We start from the raw sequence: 15,695 nt of genomic DNA, 5'->3' as shown, positions 1-15,695 counted from the left end.
AGGTCGGAGGCGCTGTGGGGGCACGCAGAAACGACCACGTTACACCTGGCGGGGGACCCTCACCGTGTGATGTACGTCCCGTTTTGCCTGGTTCGAAGGCGCGAAACCGAACTACTCCGTTCGACTGGCGGACACCCCTGCGGAGCGGGTTCCGGCCCAATCCCGAATTGATCGGCAGCGGGTCCCGATGGAATCCGGAAATTGATCACCGGCGATTTCCGGGCGCGGCCGGAACGGCCCCCCGGAGAAGAGGACCGGAGAGCGGGCACGCCCCACTCCGAATGCAAGATCGTGCGCCCGGTCCGGCACCCCGGAGCCCGGCCCGGAGGGTCGGGTGCGGGGCCGGGGCGGGGGCTCGGTAACCTAAGCCCGCTGACACACCCTTAGGGCGGCTTTACCTCGCCGCTCACCGCCCCTCCGTCCGTACGTCCAAGGAGTTGCCGCCGCCGTGAGCCGCAGCCTTCGACGCGGCGCCCTCGCCGCCGCCGCCATCGTTCTCTCGATCGGATCGCTCGCCGCATGCGGTGCGGGCAACGACGCACAGACGCTCCAGGTCAAGCCGGACAACGCGTCGGTCACCAAGGGCGACATCGAGGTCCAGAACGCCCTGGTCATCACGGGTGCCGAGGAGAACCGGAAGGGCAAGGGCCCGGCCGTCGTCTCCGCCACGATCTTCAACTCCGGCACCGAGGACCAGACCCTCGACGGGATCACCCTTCCGGGTGGCGAGGGCAAGGTGGCGCTGAAGCCCGCCACGGGCAGCGGCAAGATCAGCGTGCCAGCCGGCGGCTCGGTCGTCCTCGGCGGCGAGGGCAACGCCTCCGCCGTGATCGAGGGCGGCGACGCGGCGGTGAAGGACGGCGACGCCCAGGCCGTCGTCTTCCAGCTGAGCAGCACCGGTGACGTCGGCCTGGAGGCCTTCGTCGTCCCGGCCACCGGCTACTACGCGAAGTTCGGCCCGAGCGAGGCCCCGGCCGCCGTGACCCCGTCCGGCACCCCTTCGGGCTCTCCCGGCGCCACCCCGTCGGGCTCCCCCTCGGGCACCCCCGGCGCCACCCCGGCCGCCAACACCTCGGGCGCGCCCTCGGGCAAGCCGTCCGGCAGCGCCTCCGGCTCCCCGGCCGCCGGCGCCACCCCGTCGGGCTCGGCCTCGCACGCCGCCGGCCACTGACGCACGTATGACGGAGGGCCCCACCCGGTACGTCCGGGTGGGGCCCTCCGTCATGTCCGCCGGCCTGCGGGCCGGACCGGGGCGGGCCGGCCGTTGCGGCTCGCCCGGGCGGGGCCGGCGCGCTGCCGCCCGCCTGCGGCTTACGGCTCGAACTTGTAGCCCAGGCCGCGCACCGTCACCAGGTAGCGGGGCGCACCCGGGTCGGGCTCGATCTTGGCGCGGAGGCGCTTGACGTGGACGTCGAGGGTCTTGGTGTCGCCGACGTAGTCCGCGCCCCAGACCCGGTCGATCAGCTGCATGCGGGTGAGCACCCGGCCCGCGTTGCGGAGCAGCATCTCCAGCAGGTCGAACTCCTTGAGCGGCAGGTCGACCTTCGCCCCGGCGACCGTCACCACGTGGCGGTCGACGTCCATCCGGACCGGGCCGGCCTCCAGCGCGGCCGGGGTGACCTCCTCCGGCTCACCGCGGCGGCGCAGGACCGCGCGGATGCGGGCGACCAGCTCCCGCGAGGAGAAGGGCTTGGTCACGTAGTCGTCGGCTCCTATCTCCAGCCCGACGACCTTGTCGATCTCGCTGTCCTTGGCGGTCACCATGATCACGGGCACGTTGGAGCGGCCGCGCAGCTGCCGGCAGACCTCGGTGCCGGGCAGGCCGGGGAGCATCAGGTCGAGGAGCACGAGATCGGCGCCGTTGCGCTCGAACTCGTCCAGGCCATCGGGTCCGGTCGCGGCGATCGCGACCTCGAAGCCCTCCTTGCGGAGCATGTAGGACAGGGCGTCGCTGAAGGATTCCTCATCCTCTACGACGAGCACTCGGGTCACGGAAGGACCTCCGGGGCAGGGGTGGTGGCTGGTTCACGGTCGGGCACGGAAGTCCGGGCGGTGGCGGCCTCCGGAAGTCTGAGGGTGAAGGTGGAGCCCTGGCCCTCGGAGCTCCACACGGTGACCTCCCCGCCGTGCGAGGCGGCCACGTGCTTGACGATCGCGAGGCCGAGGCCGGTTCCGCCGGTGGCCCGGGAGCGGGCCGGGTCGACGCGGTAGAACCGTTCGAAGATGCGCTCGCGGTCCTTCTCCGGGATGCCGATGCCCTGGTCGGTCACGGCGATCTCGATGAAGTCTCCGCCGGGCGCGGAGACGCGGCGCCCGGCTATGCCGACCCTGGTGCGGGCCGGGCTGTAGTTGACGGCGTTCTCCACCAGGTTGCCCAGGGCCGCGGCGAGCTGGCCGCGGTGTCCCCAGACGCGCAGGTCGGCGGTGCCGCCGGCGGCCATGGTGATCTGCTTGGCGGAAGCCGGGTGGCGGCAGCGGTCGATGGCTTCGGCCACCAGCGTGTCCACCCGGACGGGCTCGGCGTCCTCCAGGCGTTCGTCGTTCTGGACCCGGGAGAGGTCGATGAGCTCCTGCACCAGGTTGGTCAGCCGGGTGGCCTCGATCTGCATCCGGCCCGCGAAGCGCATGACCGCCTCGGGGTCGTCGGAGGCGTCCATGACGGCCTCCGAGAGCAGGGAGAGCGCTCCCACGGGCGTCTTCAGCTCGTGGGAGACGTTCGCGACGAAGTCCCGGCGGACCGCTTCGATGCGGCGGGCCTCGGTGAGGTCCTCGACGAGCAGCAGGACCAGCCGGGAGCCCAGCGGGGCGACCCGCGCGGAGACCGCGAGGGCCTCACCGCGTCCGGTGCCGCGCCGGGGCAGGTCCAGCTCGACCTGACGTATCTCGCCGTCCCTCCGGGTGTCGCGGGCCATGTGGAGCATCGGCTCCACGGCCAGCTTCCCGCCGCGGACCAGCCCGAGGGCGTAGGCGGCGGAACTCGCCTTGACGACGGCATCGCCCTCGTCGAGGACGACCGCCGAGGACCGGAGCACCGAGAGCACGGTGTCGACCCCGGGGGGCAGCACCGCGTTGATGTCCGGGCGCATGGCGCTCCGGGTGGGGCGGGCCTGGTCGCGCTCGCTCCAGCGGAACGCCAGCATGGCGATCACGCCGGTGCACAACCCGGCGATCGCAGCCACTGCGGCGACCGCCGCGTTCACGTCCATGCATCCAGGTTAAGCAGGCACGACGACAGTTCCACAGCCGTTCGGGTGGCGCCTCGAACAGTCGTCGCCCAGAGTTCACCGTGGCGATGGTGTTGATTCACTTGTGGTGCCGGAGTCCGACGCGTGGCGCGCGCACCGTGAGAGCGTGGGGGCCGGAACCGAACGGATCCCCCCGGCTCCCCTGTTGACGTAAGAGAGGGAACACCCATGCGGGACGCGTACCACGAGGAACTGGACTCGATCGGAGACGGCCTGGTCGAGATGGCCCGGCTGGTCGGTTCCGCGATCGGGCGGGCCACGACCGCCATGCTCGACGCCGACCTCAAGCTCGCCGAGAGCGTCATCGCGGCCGACCAGAAGGTCGACGACCTGCAGCACGACCTGGAGGCCCGGGCCATCGCGCTGCTGGCCCGCCAGCAGCCCGTCGCCACGGACCTCCGCATCGTGGTCACCTCGCTCCGGATGAGCGCCGACCTGGAGCGTTCCGGTGACCTGGCCCAGCACGTGGCGAAGCTGGCCCGGCTGCGCTTCCCGGAGACGGCGGTCCCGCGCGACCTGCACGCCACCATCCTGGAGATGGGGCAGCTGGCGCAGCGCCTGATGGCGAAGGCCGCCGAAGTGATCATCACCAAGGACGTCGACCTGGCCATGCAGCTGGAGACGGACGACGACGAGATGGACCAGCTGCACCGGACGCTGTTCCAGCACCTGATGGACGACCGCTGGAAGCACGGCATCGAGACCGCGGTGGACGTGACCCTGCTGGGCCGCTACTACGAGCGGTTCGCCGACCACGCCGTGTCGGTGGCCAAGCGCGTGGTCTACCTGGTGACCGGCGAGCACGCCGACGAGCTGCAGCCGCCGACGGTGGTCGAGGGCGTGTGAGCCGGGGCGGGTGAACCGGGGCGGGTGAGCTCGGGCGCGTGGACTCGGGCGCGTGGACTCGGGGCGTGTGGGCTCGGGGTTCTGCACCGGTGCGCCGTTGACGCGCCGCCCGTGCCGGGCATGAATGAGGCGAAAGGCAGTACGACCCAGTACGACCGAGTCCCGTACGACGTACGCCTGCGAGGAGGATCCATGACCGATTCCCCCGTCCCCATCACCCCCGAGCACGAGCAGCCGCCGAAGCAGCAGCCGGACGTGATCCGTCTGCCGCTGCTCGCGGCCTGCGGCTGCGGTTCGGGGTGCGGCTGCGGCTGCCAGTCCGGCGCCCCGTGCCAGTGCGGCGGCTGAACGCCGCGCCACCGCACGCACACGAGCCGGCAGGGCCCCGTCCGACCCCGGACGGGGCCCTGCCGTACGCGGGCGGCCGCGTCGGCACGTCTCCCGAGCACGTCTCCCGGGTGCGTCGCCCCGGTACGGCTCCCCCGTACGGCCCTCAGTACGTCTCCACGACGGGCGGGGGCGACCAGTGCGCGGGCAGTCGCTGCCCCTCCCCCTGCAGGCAGCGCGCCGGGAACCGGCGCTGCCACCAGGCGCCGCCCCGCTCGCCCATCCCGGCGTCGTCCACGGTCATGGGCAGGGTGGCGGCGAAGAACCGGTCGTCCCACCGGTCCAGCTCCGGCTGCCGCAGCGCCCGCACCCGCTCGGTGAGCAGCGGCCAGGCGGCGCGCAGCCAGTCCCGGCAGCGCAGCTCGTGGCCGTACTCCCAGGCGAACTCCAGGTCGAACCCGGCCTCGATGTCGACGACCACCAGCCGCCAGCGGGCCAGGGCCTCGTCCATGCCCGCGAACGCCGGCCCGGCCTCCGCGACGGCCGCGTGCACGGAGGCGTAGTCCTCGGCGCACAGCGCCCCGACGGCACCGGCGGCCCCGGCCGGTCCGGCGCCTCCGGCCGGTCCGGCTGCTCCGTCCTCAGTCATCGAGGTCGAGCACTCCGACGATCTGGCCGCCGCTGGTCTCGCCGGTGAGCCGGAAGCCGAGCTTCAGATAGAAGTCCCCGGTCCCGCCCTCGCCGGACTCCCAGGTCGTGAACAGCTGCCTCCCGCCGCGCCGGCGGATCTCCGCTGCCACTTCCCGCACTGCGTACCGCCCGTATCCGCGGCTCTGCGCGCCGGCGTCGATGTTCAGCCGCCACAGTCCGCTGCGCCGGTCCTCGGGGTCCTTCTCCGGATTCCACCGGATGTCGAGGAAGGCCATCAGGAAGCCGACCGTGTCGTCCCCGTCGACGATCAGCCGCGGCCAGGCCGTGTCCCCCCACGCGTACGCCTCGGCGAGCGAGTGCGCGACGGACTCGACGTTCTTCTCCTGCTCGGGCCGTATCCGGATGCCCAGGCCGGCTTCGACGTTGGCGGGCGTGATCTTTTCAAGGCGGAGACTCATCCGCGCACGTTAACAACGCACGGCGCCCCTGCCCACGGAATATCCGCACGGGCGGACGAGCGCACGCGCGTACGGGTGCACGGGCGTGCGCGTGCGCGCCCGCGGGCGCTCGCGCGCGGGGGCCCCGGCCCGCGCCGGCGGCCGGCGGGGCAGGGGCTTCGCGCGCGGGTCAGGCGCCCGGTATGCCGATGAGGTTCGGCCCGTTGTCGATCAGCGGGGCCTCCTGGCCGGCCTCCTTGGCCGTGGCGGCCTTGGCCTCGGCGCGCTGCGCCGGGGTGACGCAGAGCGTGTCGCCGTCGTAGCTCTCGCGCCAGACGTAGCCGGGCTTGCAGGTGTGCGGGCCGTACGCGCCGCCGCCGGGCTGCCGGTTGGGGTTGGCGGCGTGGGCCGCGTCGCGTTCGGCCGGGGTCACGCACTGGTTGTCGCCGTCGAAGGAGTCGCGCCAGACGTAGCCGGACTTGCAGTAGATGCTGCCGGGCTGGCGGAAGGGGTTGCTGTCGTCCGTGACGACGCCGGGCGAGCTCCGGGGCGTGGACGAGGTCGCCGCGGACGCCGGCAGCGCGATGGCTCCGGAGATGACGGCGGCCGAGCCGAGGAGCAGGGCGAGGCGGGAGATCCGCCCCCGGGAACGGGCGGGGGACGGGGTGTGCGGGGCGCGGGTCATGGGGACTCCTGGGGGTGTCGTCCGGCGGGCCGGTACCGCCGGTTCCGTACGGGGTGAGGAGTCCAGTAGGCGCGACGACCGCCGCCCCGGTCATGCCCCTGGAAGGCGTGGCTTGACACCCGCCCGTGACACCCGCCCGTCACGCACCGGCGCCCACGACGAAGCCCCCCGCCTGCGGAGGATCCGCGGGCGGGGGGCTTCTGCGAACCAGGGGGTTCAGGGCTGCGGGGTTACTTCTTGCCCTGGTTCTTGACGGCCTCGATGGCGGCCGCGGCGGCCTCCGGGTCGAGGTAGGTGCCGCCCGGGTTGAGGGGCTTGAAGTCGGCGTCCAGCTCGTAGGAGAGCGGGATGCCGGTGGGGATGTTCAGGCCCGCGATGTCGGCGTCGGAGATGCCGTCGAGGTGCTTGACCAGGGCGCGCAGCGAGTTGCCGTGGGCGGCGACCAGGACGGTGCGGCCGGCCAGCAGGTCCGGGACGATGCCGTCGTACCAGTACGGGAGCATGCGCAGGACAACGTCCTTCAGGCACTCCGTCTTCGGGCGCAGCTCCGGCGGGATGGCCGAGTAGCGCGCGTCCCCGGACTGCGAGAACTCCGAGCCGTCCTCAAGGACCGGCGGCGGGGTGTCGTAGGAGCGGCGCCACAGCATGAACTGCTCCTCGCCGAACTCGGCGAGGGTCTGGGCCTTGTCCTTGCCCTGGAGCGCACCGTAGTGGCGCTCGTTCAGACGCCAGGAGCGGTGGACCGGGATCCAGTGGCGGTCGGCGGCCTCCAGCGCGAGCTGGGCGGTGCGGATCGCGCGCTTCTGGAGGGACGTGTGGACCACGTCGGGCAGCAGGCCGGCGTCCTTGAGCAGCTCACCGCCGCGGACCGCCTCCTTCTCGCCCTTCTCGTTGAGGTTGACGTCCACCCAGCCGGTGAACAGGTTCTTCGCGTTCCACTCGCTCTCGCCGTGGCGGAGGAGGATCAGCTTGTACGGTGCGTCGGCCATGCGTACGAGCCTAATGGACGCCGGGTGGCGCGTCGCGCGCCTCCGGGGGAGCCGCCCGGGGCCCCCGGAGGGGCCTCCGGCGAACCCCGGCCGGGGTCCGGTCGATTGACACAGGGCGTCAATTCGATGGCGCCGGCGAACCCCGCAAACGTAATGTGCCCCACGGCCTGCCACCTCTTACACCACCTGTCGCGCCGCGTCGCGTACGGGCCATCTGCCGCCGGGGGATTCCTTATGTCCGTTGCCTCACTGAGACGAGCCGCGCGCGAAAGCGTGTCCGGGCTGCCGCGCGCCTTCTGGTGGCTCTGGACGAGCACCCTGGTGAACCGGCTCGGGGCCTTCGTCGCGACCTTCATGGCCCTGTACCTGACGCAGCAGCGGGGCTACTCGGCCTCCTTCGCGGGACTGGTCGCCGCCCTGCACGGCCTGGGCGGGGTGGTCTCCACCCTGGCCGCCGGGGTGCTGACCGACCGTCTGGGGCGTCGGCCGACGATGCTCGCGGCGCAGGCGTCGACGGCCTTCTCGGTGGCCCTGCTCGGGTTCATGGAACACCCGGCGGCGATCGCGGCGGTGGCGCTGCTGGTGGGCATGACCTCCAATGCCTCGCGCCCGGCGGTGCAGGCGATGATGGCCGACATCGTGCGGCCGGAGGACCGGGTCCGGGCCTTCGCGCTGAACTACTGGGCGATCAACCTGGGCTTCGCGGTCAGTGCCGTGGCGGCCGGCGTGATCGCGGAGTACAGCTATCTGGCCGGCTTCCTCGGCGAGGCGGCGCTCACCCTGGTCTGTGCGGTGCTCGTCTACGTCAAGCTGCCGGAGTCCCGGCCGGAGCGGACGGGTGCGGCGGCGGCCGGGGAGCCGGCGATCGGGCTGGGGACGGTCCTGCGGGACCGGCGGTTCATGGGCGTGGTCGGGCTGTCCTTCCTCATCTCGCTGATCTTCACCCAGGGGTCGGTGGGGCTGCCGGTGGCGATGGGCGCGGCGGGCTTCTCGCCGGGGGACTACGGGCTGGTCATCGCGGTGAACGGGGTGCTGATCGTGGCGCTCCAGATCCCGGTCACCCGCTTCATCGAGCACCGGGACCCGCAGCGGCTGCTGGTGGTCTCGGCGCTGCTGGCCGGCTACGGCTTCGCGCTGACTGCGTTCGCCGGGTCGATCGGGGTGTACGCGCTGACGGTGTGCGTGTGGACGCTGGCGGAGATCGTGAACTCGCCGACCCAGATGAGCCTGGTCGTCCGGCTCTCGCCGGTGCACGGGCGGGGGCGGTACCAGGGCATGTACTCGATGTCGTGGTCGGTGGCGGCGCTGGTCGCTCCGCTGATGGCCGGGTACGTGATCGACGCCTGGGGGGCGGCGTGGCTGTGGGGGTCCACGGGTGTTCTGGGCACGGGTGCGGCGCTGGGCTACTGGTTCCTCATGCGGAGCCTGCCCCGCGAAACCCCGCCCCTCGCGGGCTCGACCCCGGCAACCCCGACCCCGGCGAAGACCGCCGAGGTCCCGGCCCCGCCGAAGACCGCCGAGGCCCCGGCCCCCGCGCCGACGTCCTGACCTCGGCCGGGGTGCGGGCGCCGGCTCCGCCGAGGTGTCGGGCCGGCCTCAGGTGAGGTGGCCGAAGACGGCGGCCAGGAGGACGCCGGCGGCGAGGAAGAGGACCGTGAGGGTCGCCATGGCGGTCTTCTGTTCCACGGTGACCTCGCCCTCTCCCATCGCCATCCCCCCGTGGGCCGGCGACGGCGTCGGAGGGAGGGGCCCGCCGCCCTCGCCCAGGGCGCGTACCGTGCCCATGCCGTGCTTCAGGTGGTTCGCCACCAGCCATACGTTGACCGGGTACGCGCATGCCAGGCCCGCCAGCACCGCCAGCGAGAAGGTCGCCCAGAACCGCACGTCCGCGACGTCGCGCGCCCCCGGAACATGGCTGCGGACGATCACGTTGACCGCCACCATCGCGCCCATCACGCAGTTCATCGACAGCCACTCCGCGAACACCGTCGACCGGACGGCCCGGACGTAGCTGCCGCCGAGCATGTCCCGCATGAACAGTGCCTGGAAGACCAGCAGCCCGAAGCCGAAGCCGACGGCGTACTCCAGCAGCGCGTCGGCCCACGGGGCGAGGCCGATCAGCGAGGCGGCGACGGCCGCGACCATGATGCCGGTGGCGTCGCCGGCCACGCAGTGGATGGTGGAGCCGAACGCCTGCTTCCACAGCGGTGCCGTGAACCGCTCGTGGGTCCCGGGCCGCGGTTCCTTGCAGGAGAGGACGTAGAGCGCGGCGCCGATCGGGCCGGTGTAGAGGGTCACCAGCACCCAGCCCCACTTCATCACCGTGAGTTCGGGGTTCTTGGTGTACGCGTCGTACGCGACGTAGCCGGTGGACAGGAGCGCCAGGGCGAACCAGGCGTACATGAGTGCTTCGGCCGTCGTCCCGTACGGCCCGCCCGGCGCGCTCAGCCCACCCAGTGCGTTCGGCCCACCCGGCCCGTTCAGCCCGTTCATGCCGCCACGGTGCTCGGCCGCGCGCCGTGTGGCGGGGCGACATGCCCGTTCGGGCCGGCGCGTCAGTCGGTCGGCGGCGTCGTCGTCGTGGGGGCGGGCCGTGGGCGGGTCAGGTGGCGGAAGGCGTCCAGGTTGTGGGTGGGCTCGCCGCGGGAGACCCGCCACTCGTACTCGCGGCGGATCGCGCCGGCGAAGCCGAGCTCCAGGAGGGTGTTGAAGGCGCCGTCGGCCGCTTCCAGGACCGAGCCGAGGAGCCGGTCCAGCTCCTCGGGGGTGATCACCGACAGCGGGAGCCGTCCCGAGAGGTAGACGTCGCCGAGGCCGTCCACGGCGTAGGCGAGGCCGCCGTACAGCTTCAGGTTGCGTTCCAGCAGCCAGCGGTGGACGGCGGCGTCGTTCTCGTCGGGGTGGCGGATGACGAACGCGTTGACCGACAGCGAGTGCCGGCCGACCAGCAGCGAGCAGGTGGTGGACAGCTTGCGGGTGCCGGGCAGCTTGACGGCGTAGGAACCGGGTTCGGGGGATTCCCACTCCAGTTCCGCGTCGTTCAGGGTGCTCTCGATGATCGCCGCGTGATCAGCCATGGTGGGAGCGTACGCGACGGCGGTGATCATGCATGGCGGCCGTGTAGACGTCGGCCGTGCCGCTCGCGGCCGTGTCCCAGCCGAAGAACTGGGCGTGCCGGGCCGCCTCGCGGCCCATGCGCTCCGTCAGCGCCGGGTCGTCCACGAAGCGCCGCAGTTCGGCGGCGTAGGCGGCCGGTTCGTGGCCGGGTACGAGGATGCCCGTCACCCCGTCGTTGACGGCGACGGGGAGGCCGCCGACCTCGGCGGCGAGCACCGGCGTGCCGGTGGCCTGGGCCTCGATCGCGACGAGGCCGAAGGACTCGCTGTACGAGGGCATGACCAGCACCGATGCCGCCCTGAACCAGTCGGCCAGCCGGTCCTGGGCGACCGGCGGGTGGAAGTGCACCAGGTCGGCGATGCCCAGCCGGGCGGCGAGCTTCTGCAGTCCTTCGGGCTTGGCCAGGCCGCTGCCGCTGGGGCCCCCGACGACGGGGACGAACAGCCGGGACCGCAAGGCGGGGTCGCGGTCCACGAGCACGGCGATCGCGCGGAGCAGGACGTCGGGGGCCTTGAGCGGCTGGATGCGACCGGCGAACAGCGGGATCAGCGCGTCCTGCGGCAGCCCGAGGCGGGCGCGGGCGGCGGCCCGGCCGTCGCCGACGGTGAAGCGTTCGAGGTTCACGCCGGGGTGGACCACCGCGACCTTGCCGGGGTCGGCTTCGTAGTGGCGGACGAGTTCCTCGGCCTCTTCGGAGGTGTTGGCGATGAGCCGGTCGGCGGCGGACACGATCTGCGTCTCGCCGATGACCCGGGCGGCCGGCTCGGGGGTGTCGCCCTCGGCCAGCGCCGCGTTCTTGACCTTGGCCATGGTGTGCATGGCGTGCACCAGGGGGACGCCCCAGCGCTCGGCGGCGAGCCAGCCGACGTGGCCGGAGAGCCAGTAGTGGGAGTGCACGAGGTCGTAGTGGCCGGGGCGGTGGCCGGCCCATGCCTGCATCACGCCGTGCGTGAAGGCGCAGAGCTGGGCGGGCAGCTCCTCCTTGGCCAGTCCCTCGTACGGGCCCGCGTCCACGTGCCGGACCAGGACGCCCGGGGCGAGCTCCACGGCGGGCGGGAGGCCGCCCTCGGTGGCCCGGGTGAAGATCTCGACCTCGATGTCGATGGCGGCGAGCCGCTTGGCCAGCTCGACGATGTACACGTTCATGCCGCCGGCGTCGCCGGTGCCCGGCTGGTGCAGCGGGGAGGTGTGCACGCTGAGCATGGCCACCCTGCGCGGCTTGCGGGACTGGTGGCCGAACTCGGGCAGCCGGAACCGGGGCACGTCGTGGCGGGTCAGGCGGCCGGCGGCGCGCCTGCCGCCTCGCCGGGACACGTACTGGCTCAAGGAGCAGTCCTCTCTCGGTCGGGCGGGGGCGTACTGCGGCGGGCCGGGCGGGGCCGGGCCCGCCCGTCGGAGCGCGGGCTGCGCCCTTCAAGGGATGCAAACCACGCACCCCTGCCCGGCATTCCGTGGCGGCCCGGCCCGTCCAGCGGGTTTGCCGGATTTTTAGCCGTGCGGGCCGTTCCGCTTACTCTCGGTGCATGACCCCGCGCACGCCCCCGCCGAGCCGCCCCGTGGGCACGGTGACCCGCGGGACCACCAATCCGAACCGGCTGCGCCGGATGGACCGCTGGATCGCGGCGGTGCACGGGCCCGCGCTGCGCCGTGCGGACGGGGTGCCGGTCGCCGTCGACCTGGGGTACGGGGCGGCGCCGTGGACAGCGGTGGAGCTGCTGGAGCGGCTGCGGACGGCCGACCCGCGGGTGCGGGTGGTGGGCATCGAGATCGAGCCGGCCCGGGTGGCGGGCGCCAGGCCGTACGAGCGGGAGGGGCTGAGCTTCCGGCACGGCGGGTTCGAGGTGCCGCTGGAGCGTGGGGAGCGGCCGGCGCTGATCCGGGCGGCGAACGTGCTGCGGCAGTACGACGAGGAGCAGGTCGCCGAGGTGTGGGCGCGGCTGTGCGGGCGGCTGGCGCCGGGCGGGCTGCTGGTGGAGGGGACCTGCGACGAGATCGGGCGGCGTCACGTGTGGGTGGCGCTGGGGCCCGAGGGGGCGCGCACGGTGACGTTCGCGACCCGGCTGGGCTCCCTGGAGCGCCCCTCCGATCTGGCGGAGCGGCTGCCGAAGGCGCTGATCCACCGCAATGTGCCGGGTGAGCCGGTGCACGCCTTCCTGCGGGACTTCGACCGGGCGTGGGCGGCGGCCGCGCCGTACGCCTCCTACGGTGCCCGGCAGCGGTGGATCCGTACGGCGCGGGCGCTGGCCGGGGACTGGCCGGTGGTGGACGGGCCGCGGCGGTGGCGGCAGGGGGAACTGACCGTGCGGTGGGACGCGTTGCGTCCGGCGGGGTGAAATCGGGCCGCCGGTCGGCCGGTTGTGGCCAAGGGGGAACCCCCCGCCGGTGTGTCCGCGGGGGCATGTGTGCATGATCGGAGCGCTCGTGCACAGGGGTGTCGGATTTCCCCGAGCCGTGCCACCATCCGGTGGAAAGTGCAAAGTTACTGATGAATAGTCAGATCTGATGCGCCCGTGCGCGCGACGGATCTGCCGGTGTTCGGGGGGACGCGACCATGAACCGACGACGCGGCGGAATGACGCTCGGGCTGCTGTGCGCCATGGCCGTACTCGGCGCCCCGGGGCTCGCCGGCACCGCCTACGCCGCGCCGGAGCCACCGGCCGCCCGGACCGCGCCGGGGAAGTCCCTGGAGCAGGTCCGCAAGGAGATCGAGGACCTGTACCGCCAGGCCGGGACGGCGACGGACGCGTACAACCAGGCGGTCGCCGACACCAAACGGCAGTCCGACCAGATCGTGGCGCTCGCCAAGCAGATCGCCGCCGGCCAGGACCGGATCACCGTCCTGAAGAACCGGGCGGGCGCGGCGGCCCGCGCCCAGTACCGGTCGGGCGGCCTGCCGCCGGCGGCGCAGCTGGCGATGAGCGAGGACCCGACCCGTTTCCTGGACGGCGCCGACCGGCTGCGCCAGGGCGAGAAGGCCACGGCCGACACCCTCTCCGAACTGAACAAGACGCAGGCCGACTTGGAGCAGTACTCCAAGGACGCGACGGCGCACTGGCAGGAGCTGGAGGCCAACCGCGTCAAGCAGGAGACCGCGAAGAACGAGATCGAGAAGAAGATCAAGGCCGCGGAGGAGCTGGAGAACAAGCTGGAGGCCGAGGAGAAGGCCCGGCTGCTGCAGCTCGAACAGGAGGCCCAGTACCAGGCACAGAAGGCGTGGCTGAACACGGGCGCGCTCAAGGACGTCAAGGGCGCGGCCACGGACGCGGGCCGGAAGGCCGTGCAGTACGCCACCGCGCAGATCGGCAAGCCGTACGTGTGGGGGGCCGAGGGCCCGGACGGGTTCGACTGCTCGGGGCTGACCTCCCAGGCGTGGCTGGCCGCCGGCAAGGGCATCCCTCGGACCTCTCAGGAGCAGCTGCGACTGCTGAAGAAGGTGCCGCTGAAGGAGATGCGGCCGGGCGATCTGATCATCTACTTCGACGACGCGAGCCATGTGGCGATGTACGTGGGGGACGGCGCGATGGTGCACGCCCCCCGGCCGGGCCGGAAGGTCACCATGGCGGGCGCGGGCTCGATGCCGATCAAGGCGGTGGTCCGGCCGGACGCGTAGCCGGACGCCCGGTGGTGACGCAGTGGTGTCCGGGCGGACACCCAGCGCTCGGGACCGGAGGCGCCGGACGTTCCGAGGGCCGAGACGACGGGACCGGACCGGGTGAGGTATCTCATCCCCTGACCTGGCACTTCGCACACGATGAGGGCATATGCCGGGGGCGCGCGCCGCCGTCGGCATTCCGTCCGTGCGCCCCCTGCCGCTAGGGTCGGCAGGCAGCCAGCACAGCCTCGGGGGACGGAAGGACCGAGAAGAATGACCGTACCCGTCCCGCGGCAGAGGGACATCCCGGCCGCGGAGGCCGGTCAGCCCGGCCCGCCGCAGCAGATCCCGACGCCGCCCCAGACGCCCGTCCGGACCCAGGCGCCGTTCCAGACGCCCCTCCAGACCCAGGCGCCGTTCCAGACCCAGGCACCGTTCCAGAGCCAGGCACCGGTCCAGGCGCCGGTCCAGACACAGGCCCAGATCCAGCCGCAGTCGCAGACGATGACGCTCCTGGTGATCCAGGACGACCCGTCGGACGGACTCACCGTCCCGGAGATCCTCGACACCGACGGCCAGCGCATACGGATCCGCACCGCCCGCAACCTCACCGAGGCGGCCCGGCTGCTCACGCACGACGTCCACTGCATCCTGCTCGACCTCAGCCTGCCCGGCAGCGGCCGCGCCGTCCACGGCGGCCCGGCCGGCCATGCGGCGGGCCCCGGCGCGGGAAGCGGAGCGGGCAACGGGCCCGGCACCGGCGGCACCTCCGGGACCGCCGTCGGAGCCGACACCGACGAGCTCGCCGCACTCCGCGAGGTGCTCCGCCTGGCCCCGCGGCACGCCGTGCTCGTGCTGACCGCCGAGGCGGACGCCGAGCGGGCCGCCGAGGCGGTCCGGGTCGGCGCCCAGGACTTCCTCTTCCGGGACGAGCTGGACGGCCGCCTGCTGAGCCGCGCCATCCGCTACGCCGTCGAACGCAAGCGGGCCGACATAGCCCAGTACAAGCTCGCCGAGTCCCGGCTGCGCGCCCAGGAGAACGCCCGCCTGGAACGCGGCCTGCTGCCCACCCCGCTGCTGGACGGCTCCGCCCTGCGGTTCGCCGCCCGGTACCGGCCGGGCCGCAGCCGGGCCCTGCTGGGCGGGGACTTCTACGACGCCGTACGCACCCCGGACGGCACGGTCCACGCGATGATCGGCGACGTCTGCGGCCACGGCCCGGACGAGGCCGCCCTCGGCGTCGAGCTGCGCATCGCCTGGCGGGCGCTGACCCTGGCCGGTCTGTGCGGGGACGACCTGCTCTCCACCCTCCAGGAGGTGCTGGAGGTCGAGCGGCCGTGCGAGGAGATCTTCGCGACCCTGTGCACCGTCGACATCTCCCCCGACGGCCGCCGCGCCGGCCTCTGCCTGGCCGGCCACCCCGCACCCCTGCTGATCACCGGGCAGGGCCGGCCCGCGCGGCTGCTGCCGTACGAGAACAGCGGCCCGGCCCTGGGCCTGCTGCCGGGCGCCCGCTGGCCCCGCCGGCAGGTGGAGCTCGGCGGCGCCTGGAGCCTGATGCTCTACACCGACGGGCTGATCGAGGGCCGGATCGGTGAGGGCCGGGAACGGCTCGGACAGGACGGCATGGTCTCGATGATCAACCGGCACCTGGAGCGCGGCCTGCACGGCGAGGGGCTGCTGGAGGCGGCCGTCACCGAGGCCCGCCGCCTGAACGGCGGCGAGCTGACCGACGACGTCGCGGTGGTCATGCTGGGCCGCACGGGCGGCTGAGCCGACCCACCGACTGCCCGTCCTGACGGCTGA

At 73.1% G+C, this 15,695-nt stretch carries 16 protein-coding genes; 7 read left to right on the top strand and 9 right to left on the bottom strand.

The window, feature by feature from the left end; all coding sequences use genetic code 11:
* Nucleotides 1-448 precede the first annotated feature (448 nt).
* Nucleotides 449-1,171, top strand: coding sequence for a DUF461 domain-containing protein (locus tag AB0O36_RS22835; RefSeq protein ID WP_365113420.1), 723 nt, complete (start codon nucleotides 449-451; stop codon nucleotides 1,169-1,171).
* Between the two features lie 140 nt (nucleotides 1,172-1,311).
* Here the strand turns inward: AB0O36_RS22835 and AB0O36_RS22830 are convergent, their stop codons facing one another.
* Both AB0O36_RS22830 and AB0O36_RS22825 read right to left on the bottom strand, forming a co-directional pair.
* Nucleotides 1,312-1,992 (bottom strand): response regulator transcription factor, encoded by a 681-nt coding sequence (locus AB0O36_RS22830; RefSeq protein WP_007265514.1) that lies wholly within the window; start codon nucleotides 1,990-1,992, stop codon nucleotides 1,312-1,314.
* Nucleotides 1,989-3,206 carry an ATP-binding protein gene (locus AB0O36_RS22825; RefSeq protein WP_365113418.1) on the bottom strand — a complete coding sequence of 406 codons (1,218 nt, stop codon included), beginning with the start codon at nucleotides 3,204-3,206 and terminating at the stop codon, nucleotides 1,989-1,991. Before AB0O36_RS22825 ends, AB0O36_RS22830 begins: the two co-directional genes overlap by 4 nt.
* Before the next feature lie 207 nt (nucleotides 3,207-3,413).
* On the opposite strand from AB0O36_RS22825, the gene phoU reads away from it, so the two are divergent.
* Both phoU and AB0O36_RS22815 read left to right on the top strand, forming a co-directional pair.
* Nucleotides 3,414-4,091: a phosphate signaling complex protein PhoU gene (gene phoU, locus AB0O36_RS22820; protein ID WP_365113416.1), complete on the top strand. Its 678-nt coding sequence runs from the start codon at nucleotides 3,414-3,416 to the stop codon at nucleotides 4,089-4,091.
* Between the two features lie 192 nt (nucleotides 4,092-4,283).
* Complete coding sequence (locus AB0O36_RS22815) at nucleotides 4,284-4,439, top strand: hypothetical protein (RefSeq protein ID WP_365113414.1); 156 nt, start codon at nucleotides 4,284-4,286, stop codon at nucleotides 4,437-4,439.
* A gap of 145 nt (nucleotides 4,440-4,584) precedes the next feature.
* On the opposite strand, the gene AB0O36_RS22810 is transcribed toward AB0O36_RS22815, so the two are convergent.
* The 4 genes from AB0O36_RS22810 to AB0O36_RS22795 all read right to left on the bottom strand — a co-directional run bounded on the left by AB0O36_RS22810 (nucleotide 4,585) and on the right by AB0O36_RS22795 (nucleotide 7,180).
* Nucleotides 4,585-5,067 (bottom strand): hypothetical protein, encoded by a 483-nt coding sequence (locus AB0O36_RS22810; protein WP_365113412.1) that lies wholly within the window; start codon nucleotides 5,065-5,067, stop codon nucleotides 4,585-4,587.
* On the bottom strand, nucleotides 5,060-5,527 hold the full coding sequence (locus tag AB0O36_RS22805) for a GNAT family N-acetyltransferase (protein ID WP_365113410.1): 468 nt from the start codon (nucleotides 5,525-5,527) through the stop codon (nucleotides 5,060-5,062). The genes AB0O36_RS22810 and AB0O36_RS22805 overlap by 8 nt, the downstream gene beginning before the upstream one ends.
* Nucleotides 5,528-5,696: 169 nt before the next feature.
* Nucleotides 5,697-6,191 (bottom strand): hypothetical protein, encoded by a 495-nt coding sequence (locus AB0O36_RS22800; RefSeq protein ID WP_365113408.1) that lies wholly within the window; start codon nucleotides 6,189-6,191, stop codon nucleotides 5,697-5,699.
* A 230-nt stretch (nucleotides 6,192-6,421) separates the two neighbouring features.
* A complete protein-coding gene (locus tag AB0O36_RS22795; RefSeq protein ID WP_365113406.1) occupies nucleotides 6,422-7,180 on the bottom strand; it encodes a phosphoglyceromutase in 759 nt (252 codons plus the stop codon).
* 234 nt (nucleotides 7,181-7,414) lie between these two features.
* On the opposite strand from AB0O36_RS22795, the gene AB0O36_RS22790 reads away from it, so the two are divergent.
* Nucleotides 7,415-8,728: an MFS transporter gene (locus AB0O36_RS22790; RefSeq protein ID WP_365113404.1), complete on the top strand. Its 1,314-nt coding sequence runs from the start codon at nucleotides 7,415-7,417 to the stop codon at nucleotides 8,726-8,728.
* A 48-nt stretch (nucleotides 8,729-8,776) separates the two neighbouring features.
* Here AB0O36_RS22790 and AB0O36_RS22785 read toward each other — a convergent pair whose 3' ends face one another.
* The 3 genes from AB0O36_RS22785 to mshA all read right to left on the bottom strand — a co-directional run bounded on the left by AB0O36_RS22785 (nucleotide 8,777) and on the right by mshA (nucleotide 11,623).
* On the bottom strand, nucleotides 8,777-9,673 hold the full coding sequence (locus AB0O36_RS22785; protein WP_365113402.1) for a DUF4396 domain-containing protein: 897 nt from the start codon (nucleotides 9,671-9,673) through the stop codon (nucleotides 8,777-8,779).
* Between the two features lie 62 nt (nucleotides 9,674-9,735).
* Nucleotides 9,736-10,257 carry a YbjN domain-containing protein gene (locus tag AB0O36_RS22780; RefSeq protein WP_365113400.1) on the bottom strand — a complete coding sequence of 174 codons (522 nt, stop codon included), beginning with the start codon at nucleotides 10,255-10,257 and terminating at the stop codon, nucleotides 9,736-9,738.
* Complete coding sequence (mshA, locus tag AB0O36_RS22775) at nucleotides 10,250-11,623, bottom strand: D-inositol-3-phosphate glycosyltransferase (protein WP_365113398.1); 1,374 nt, start codon at nucleotides 11,621-11,623, stop codon at nucleotides 10,250-10,252. Before mshA ends, AB0O36_RS22780 begins: the two co-directional genes overlap by 8 nt.
* Nucleotides 11,624-11,820: 197 nt before the next feature.
* On the opposite strand from mshA, the gene AB0O36_RS22770 reads away from it, so the two are divergent.
* The 3 genes from AB0O36_RS22770 (at nucleotide 11,821) to AB0O36_RS22760 (ending at nucleotide 15,662) form a co-directional block, all read left to right on the top strand.
* Nucleotides 11,821-12,630, top strand: coding sequence for a class I SAM-dependent methyltransferase (locus AB0O36_RS22770; RefSeq protein WP_365113396.1), 810 nt, complete (start codon nucleotides 11,821-11,823; stop codon nucleotides 12,628-12,630).
* Nucleotides 12,631-12,848: 218 nt separating this feature from the next.
* Nucleotides 12,849-13,907: an NlpC/P60 family protein gene (locus AB0O36_RS22765; protein WP_365113394.1), complete on the top strand. Its 1,059-nt coding sequence runs from the start codon at nucleotides 12,849-12,851 to the stop codon at nucleotides 13,905-13,907.
* A 255-nt stretch (nucleotides 13,908-14,162) separates the two neighbouring features.
* Nucleotides 14,163-15,662 carry a SpoIIE family protein phosphatase gene (locus AB0O36_RS22760; RefSeq protein ID WP_365113392.1) on the top strand — a complete coding sequence of 500 codons (1,500 nt, stop codon included), beginning with the start codon at nucleotides 14,163-14,165 and terminating at the stop codon, nucleotides 15,660-15,662.
* Nucleotides 15,663-15,695 lie beyond the last annotated feature (33 nt).

Origin of the sequence: Streptomyces sp. NPDC089799, assembly GCF_040684755.1 — a bacterium.
In the GTDB taxonomy this organism is placed as follows: Bacteria; Actinomycetota; Actinomycetes; order Streptomycetales; family Streptomycetaceae; genus Streptomyces.
This window is presented reverse-complemented; position numbering and strand designations above follow the sequence as displayed.

Bases quoted from the DNA above. Each gene is read 5' to 3' on its own strand.
- phoU (WP_365113416.1), top strand. From the start codon at position 3,414: ATGCGGGACGCGTACCACGAGGAACTGGACTCGATCGGAGACGGCCTG.
- AB0O36_RS22785 (WP_365113402.1), bottom strand. From the start codon at position 9,673: ATGAACGGGCTGAACGGGCCGGGTGGGCCGAACGCACTGGGTGGGCTG.
- AB0O36_RS22790 (WP_365113404.1), top strand. From the start codon at position 7,415: ATGTCCGTTGCCTCACTGAGACGAGCCGCGCGCGAAAGCGTGTCCGGG.
- AB0O36_RS22780 (WP_365113400.1), bottom strand. From the start codon at position 10,257: ATGGCTGATCACGCGGCGATCATCGAGAGCACCCTGAACGACGCGGAA.
- AB0O36_RS22770 (WP_365113396.1), top strand. From the start codon at position 11,821: ATGACCCCGCGCACGCCCCCGCCGAGCCGCCCCGTGGGCACGGTGACC.
- AB0O36_RS22800 (WP_365113408.1), bottom strand. From the start codon at position 6,191: ATGACCCGCGCCCCGCACACCCCGTCCCCCGCCCGTTCCCGGGGGCGG.
- AB0O36_RS22825 (WP_365113418.1), bottom strand. From the start codon at position 3,206: ATGGACGTGAACGCGGCGGTCGCCGCAGTGGCTGCGATCGCCGGGTTG.
- AB0O36_RS22765 (WP_365113394.1), top strand. From the start codon at position 12,849: ATGAACCGACGACGCGGCGGAATGACGCTCGGGCTGCTGTGCGCCATG.
- AB0O36_RS22815 (WP_365113414.1), top strand. From the start codon at position 4,284: ATGACCGATTCCCCCGTCCCCATCACCCCCGAGCACGAGCAGCCGCCG.
- AB0O36_RS22795 (WP_365113406.1), bottom strand. From the start codon at position 7,180: ATGGCCGACGCACCGTACAAGCTGATCCTCCTCCGCCACGGCGAGAGC.
- AB0O36_RS22810 (WP_365113412.1), bottom strand. From the start codon at position 5,067: ATGACTGAGGACGGAGCAGCCGGACCGGCCGGAGGCGCCGGACCGGCC.
- AB0O36_RS22805 (WP_365113410.1), bottom strand. From the start codon at position 5,527: ATGAGTCTCCGCCTTGAAAAGATCACGCCCGCCAACGTCGAAGCCGGC.
- AB0O36_RS22760 (WP_365113392.1), top strand. From the start codon at position 14,163: ATGACCGTACCCGTCCCGCGGCAGAGGGACATCCCGGCCGCGGAGGCC.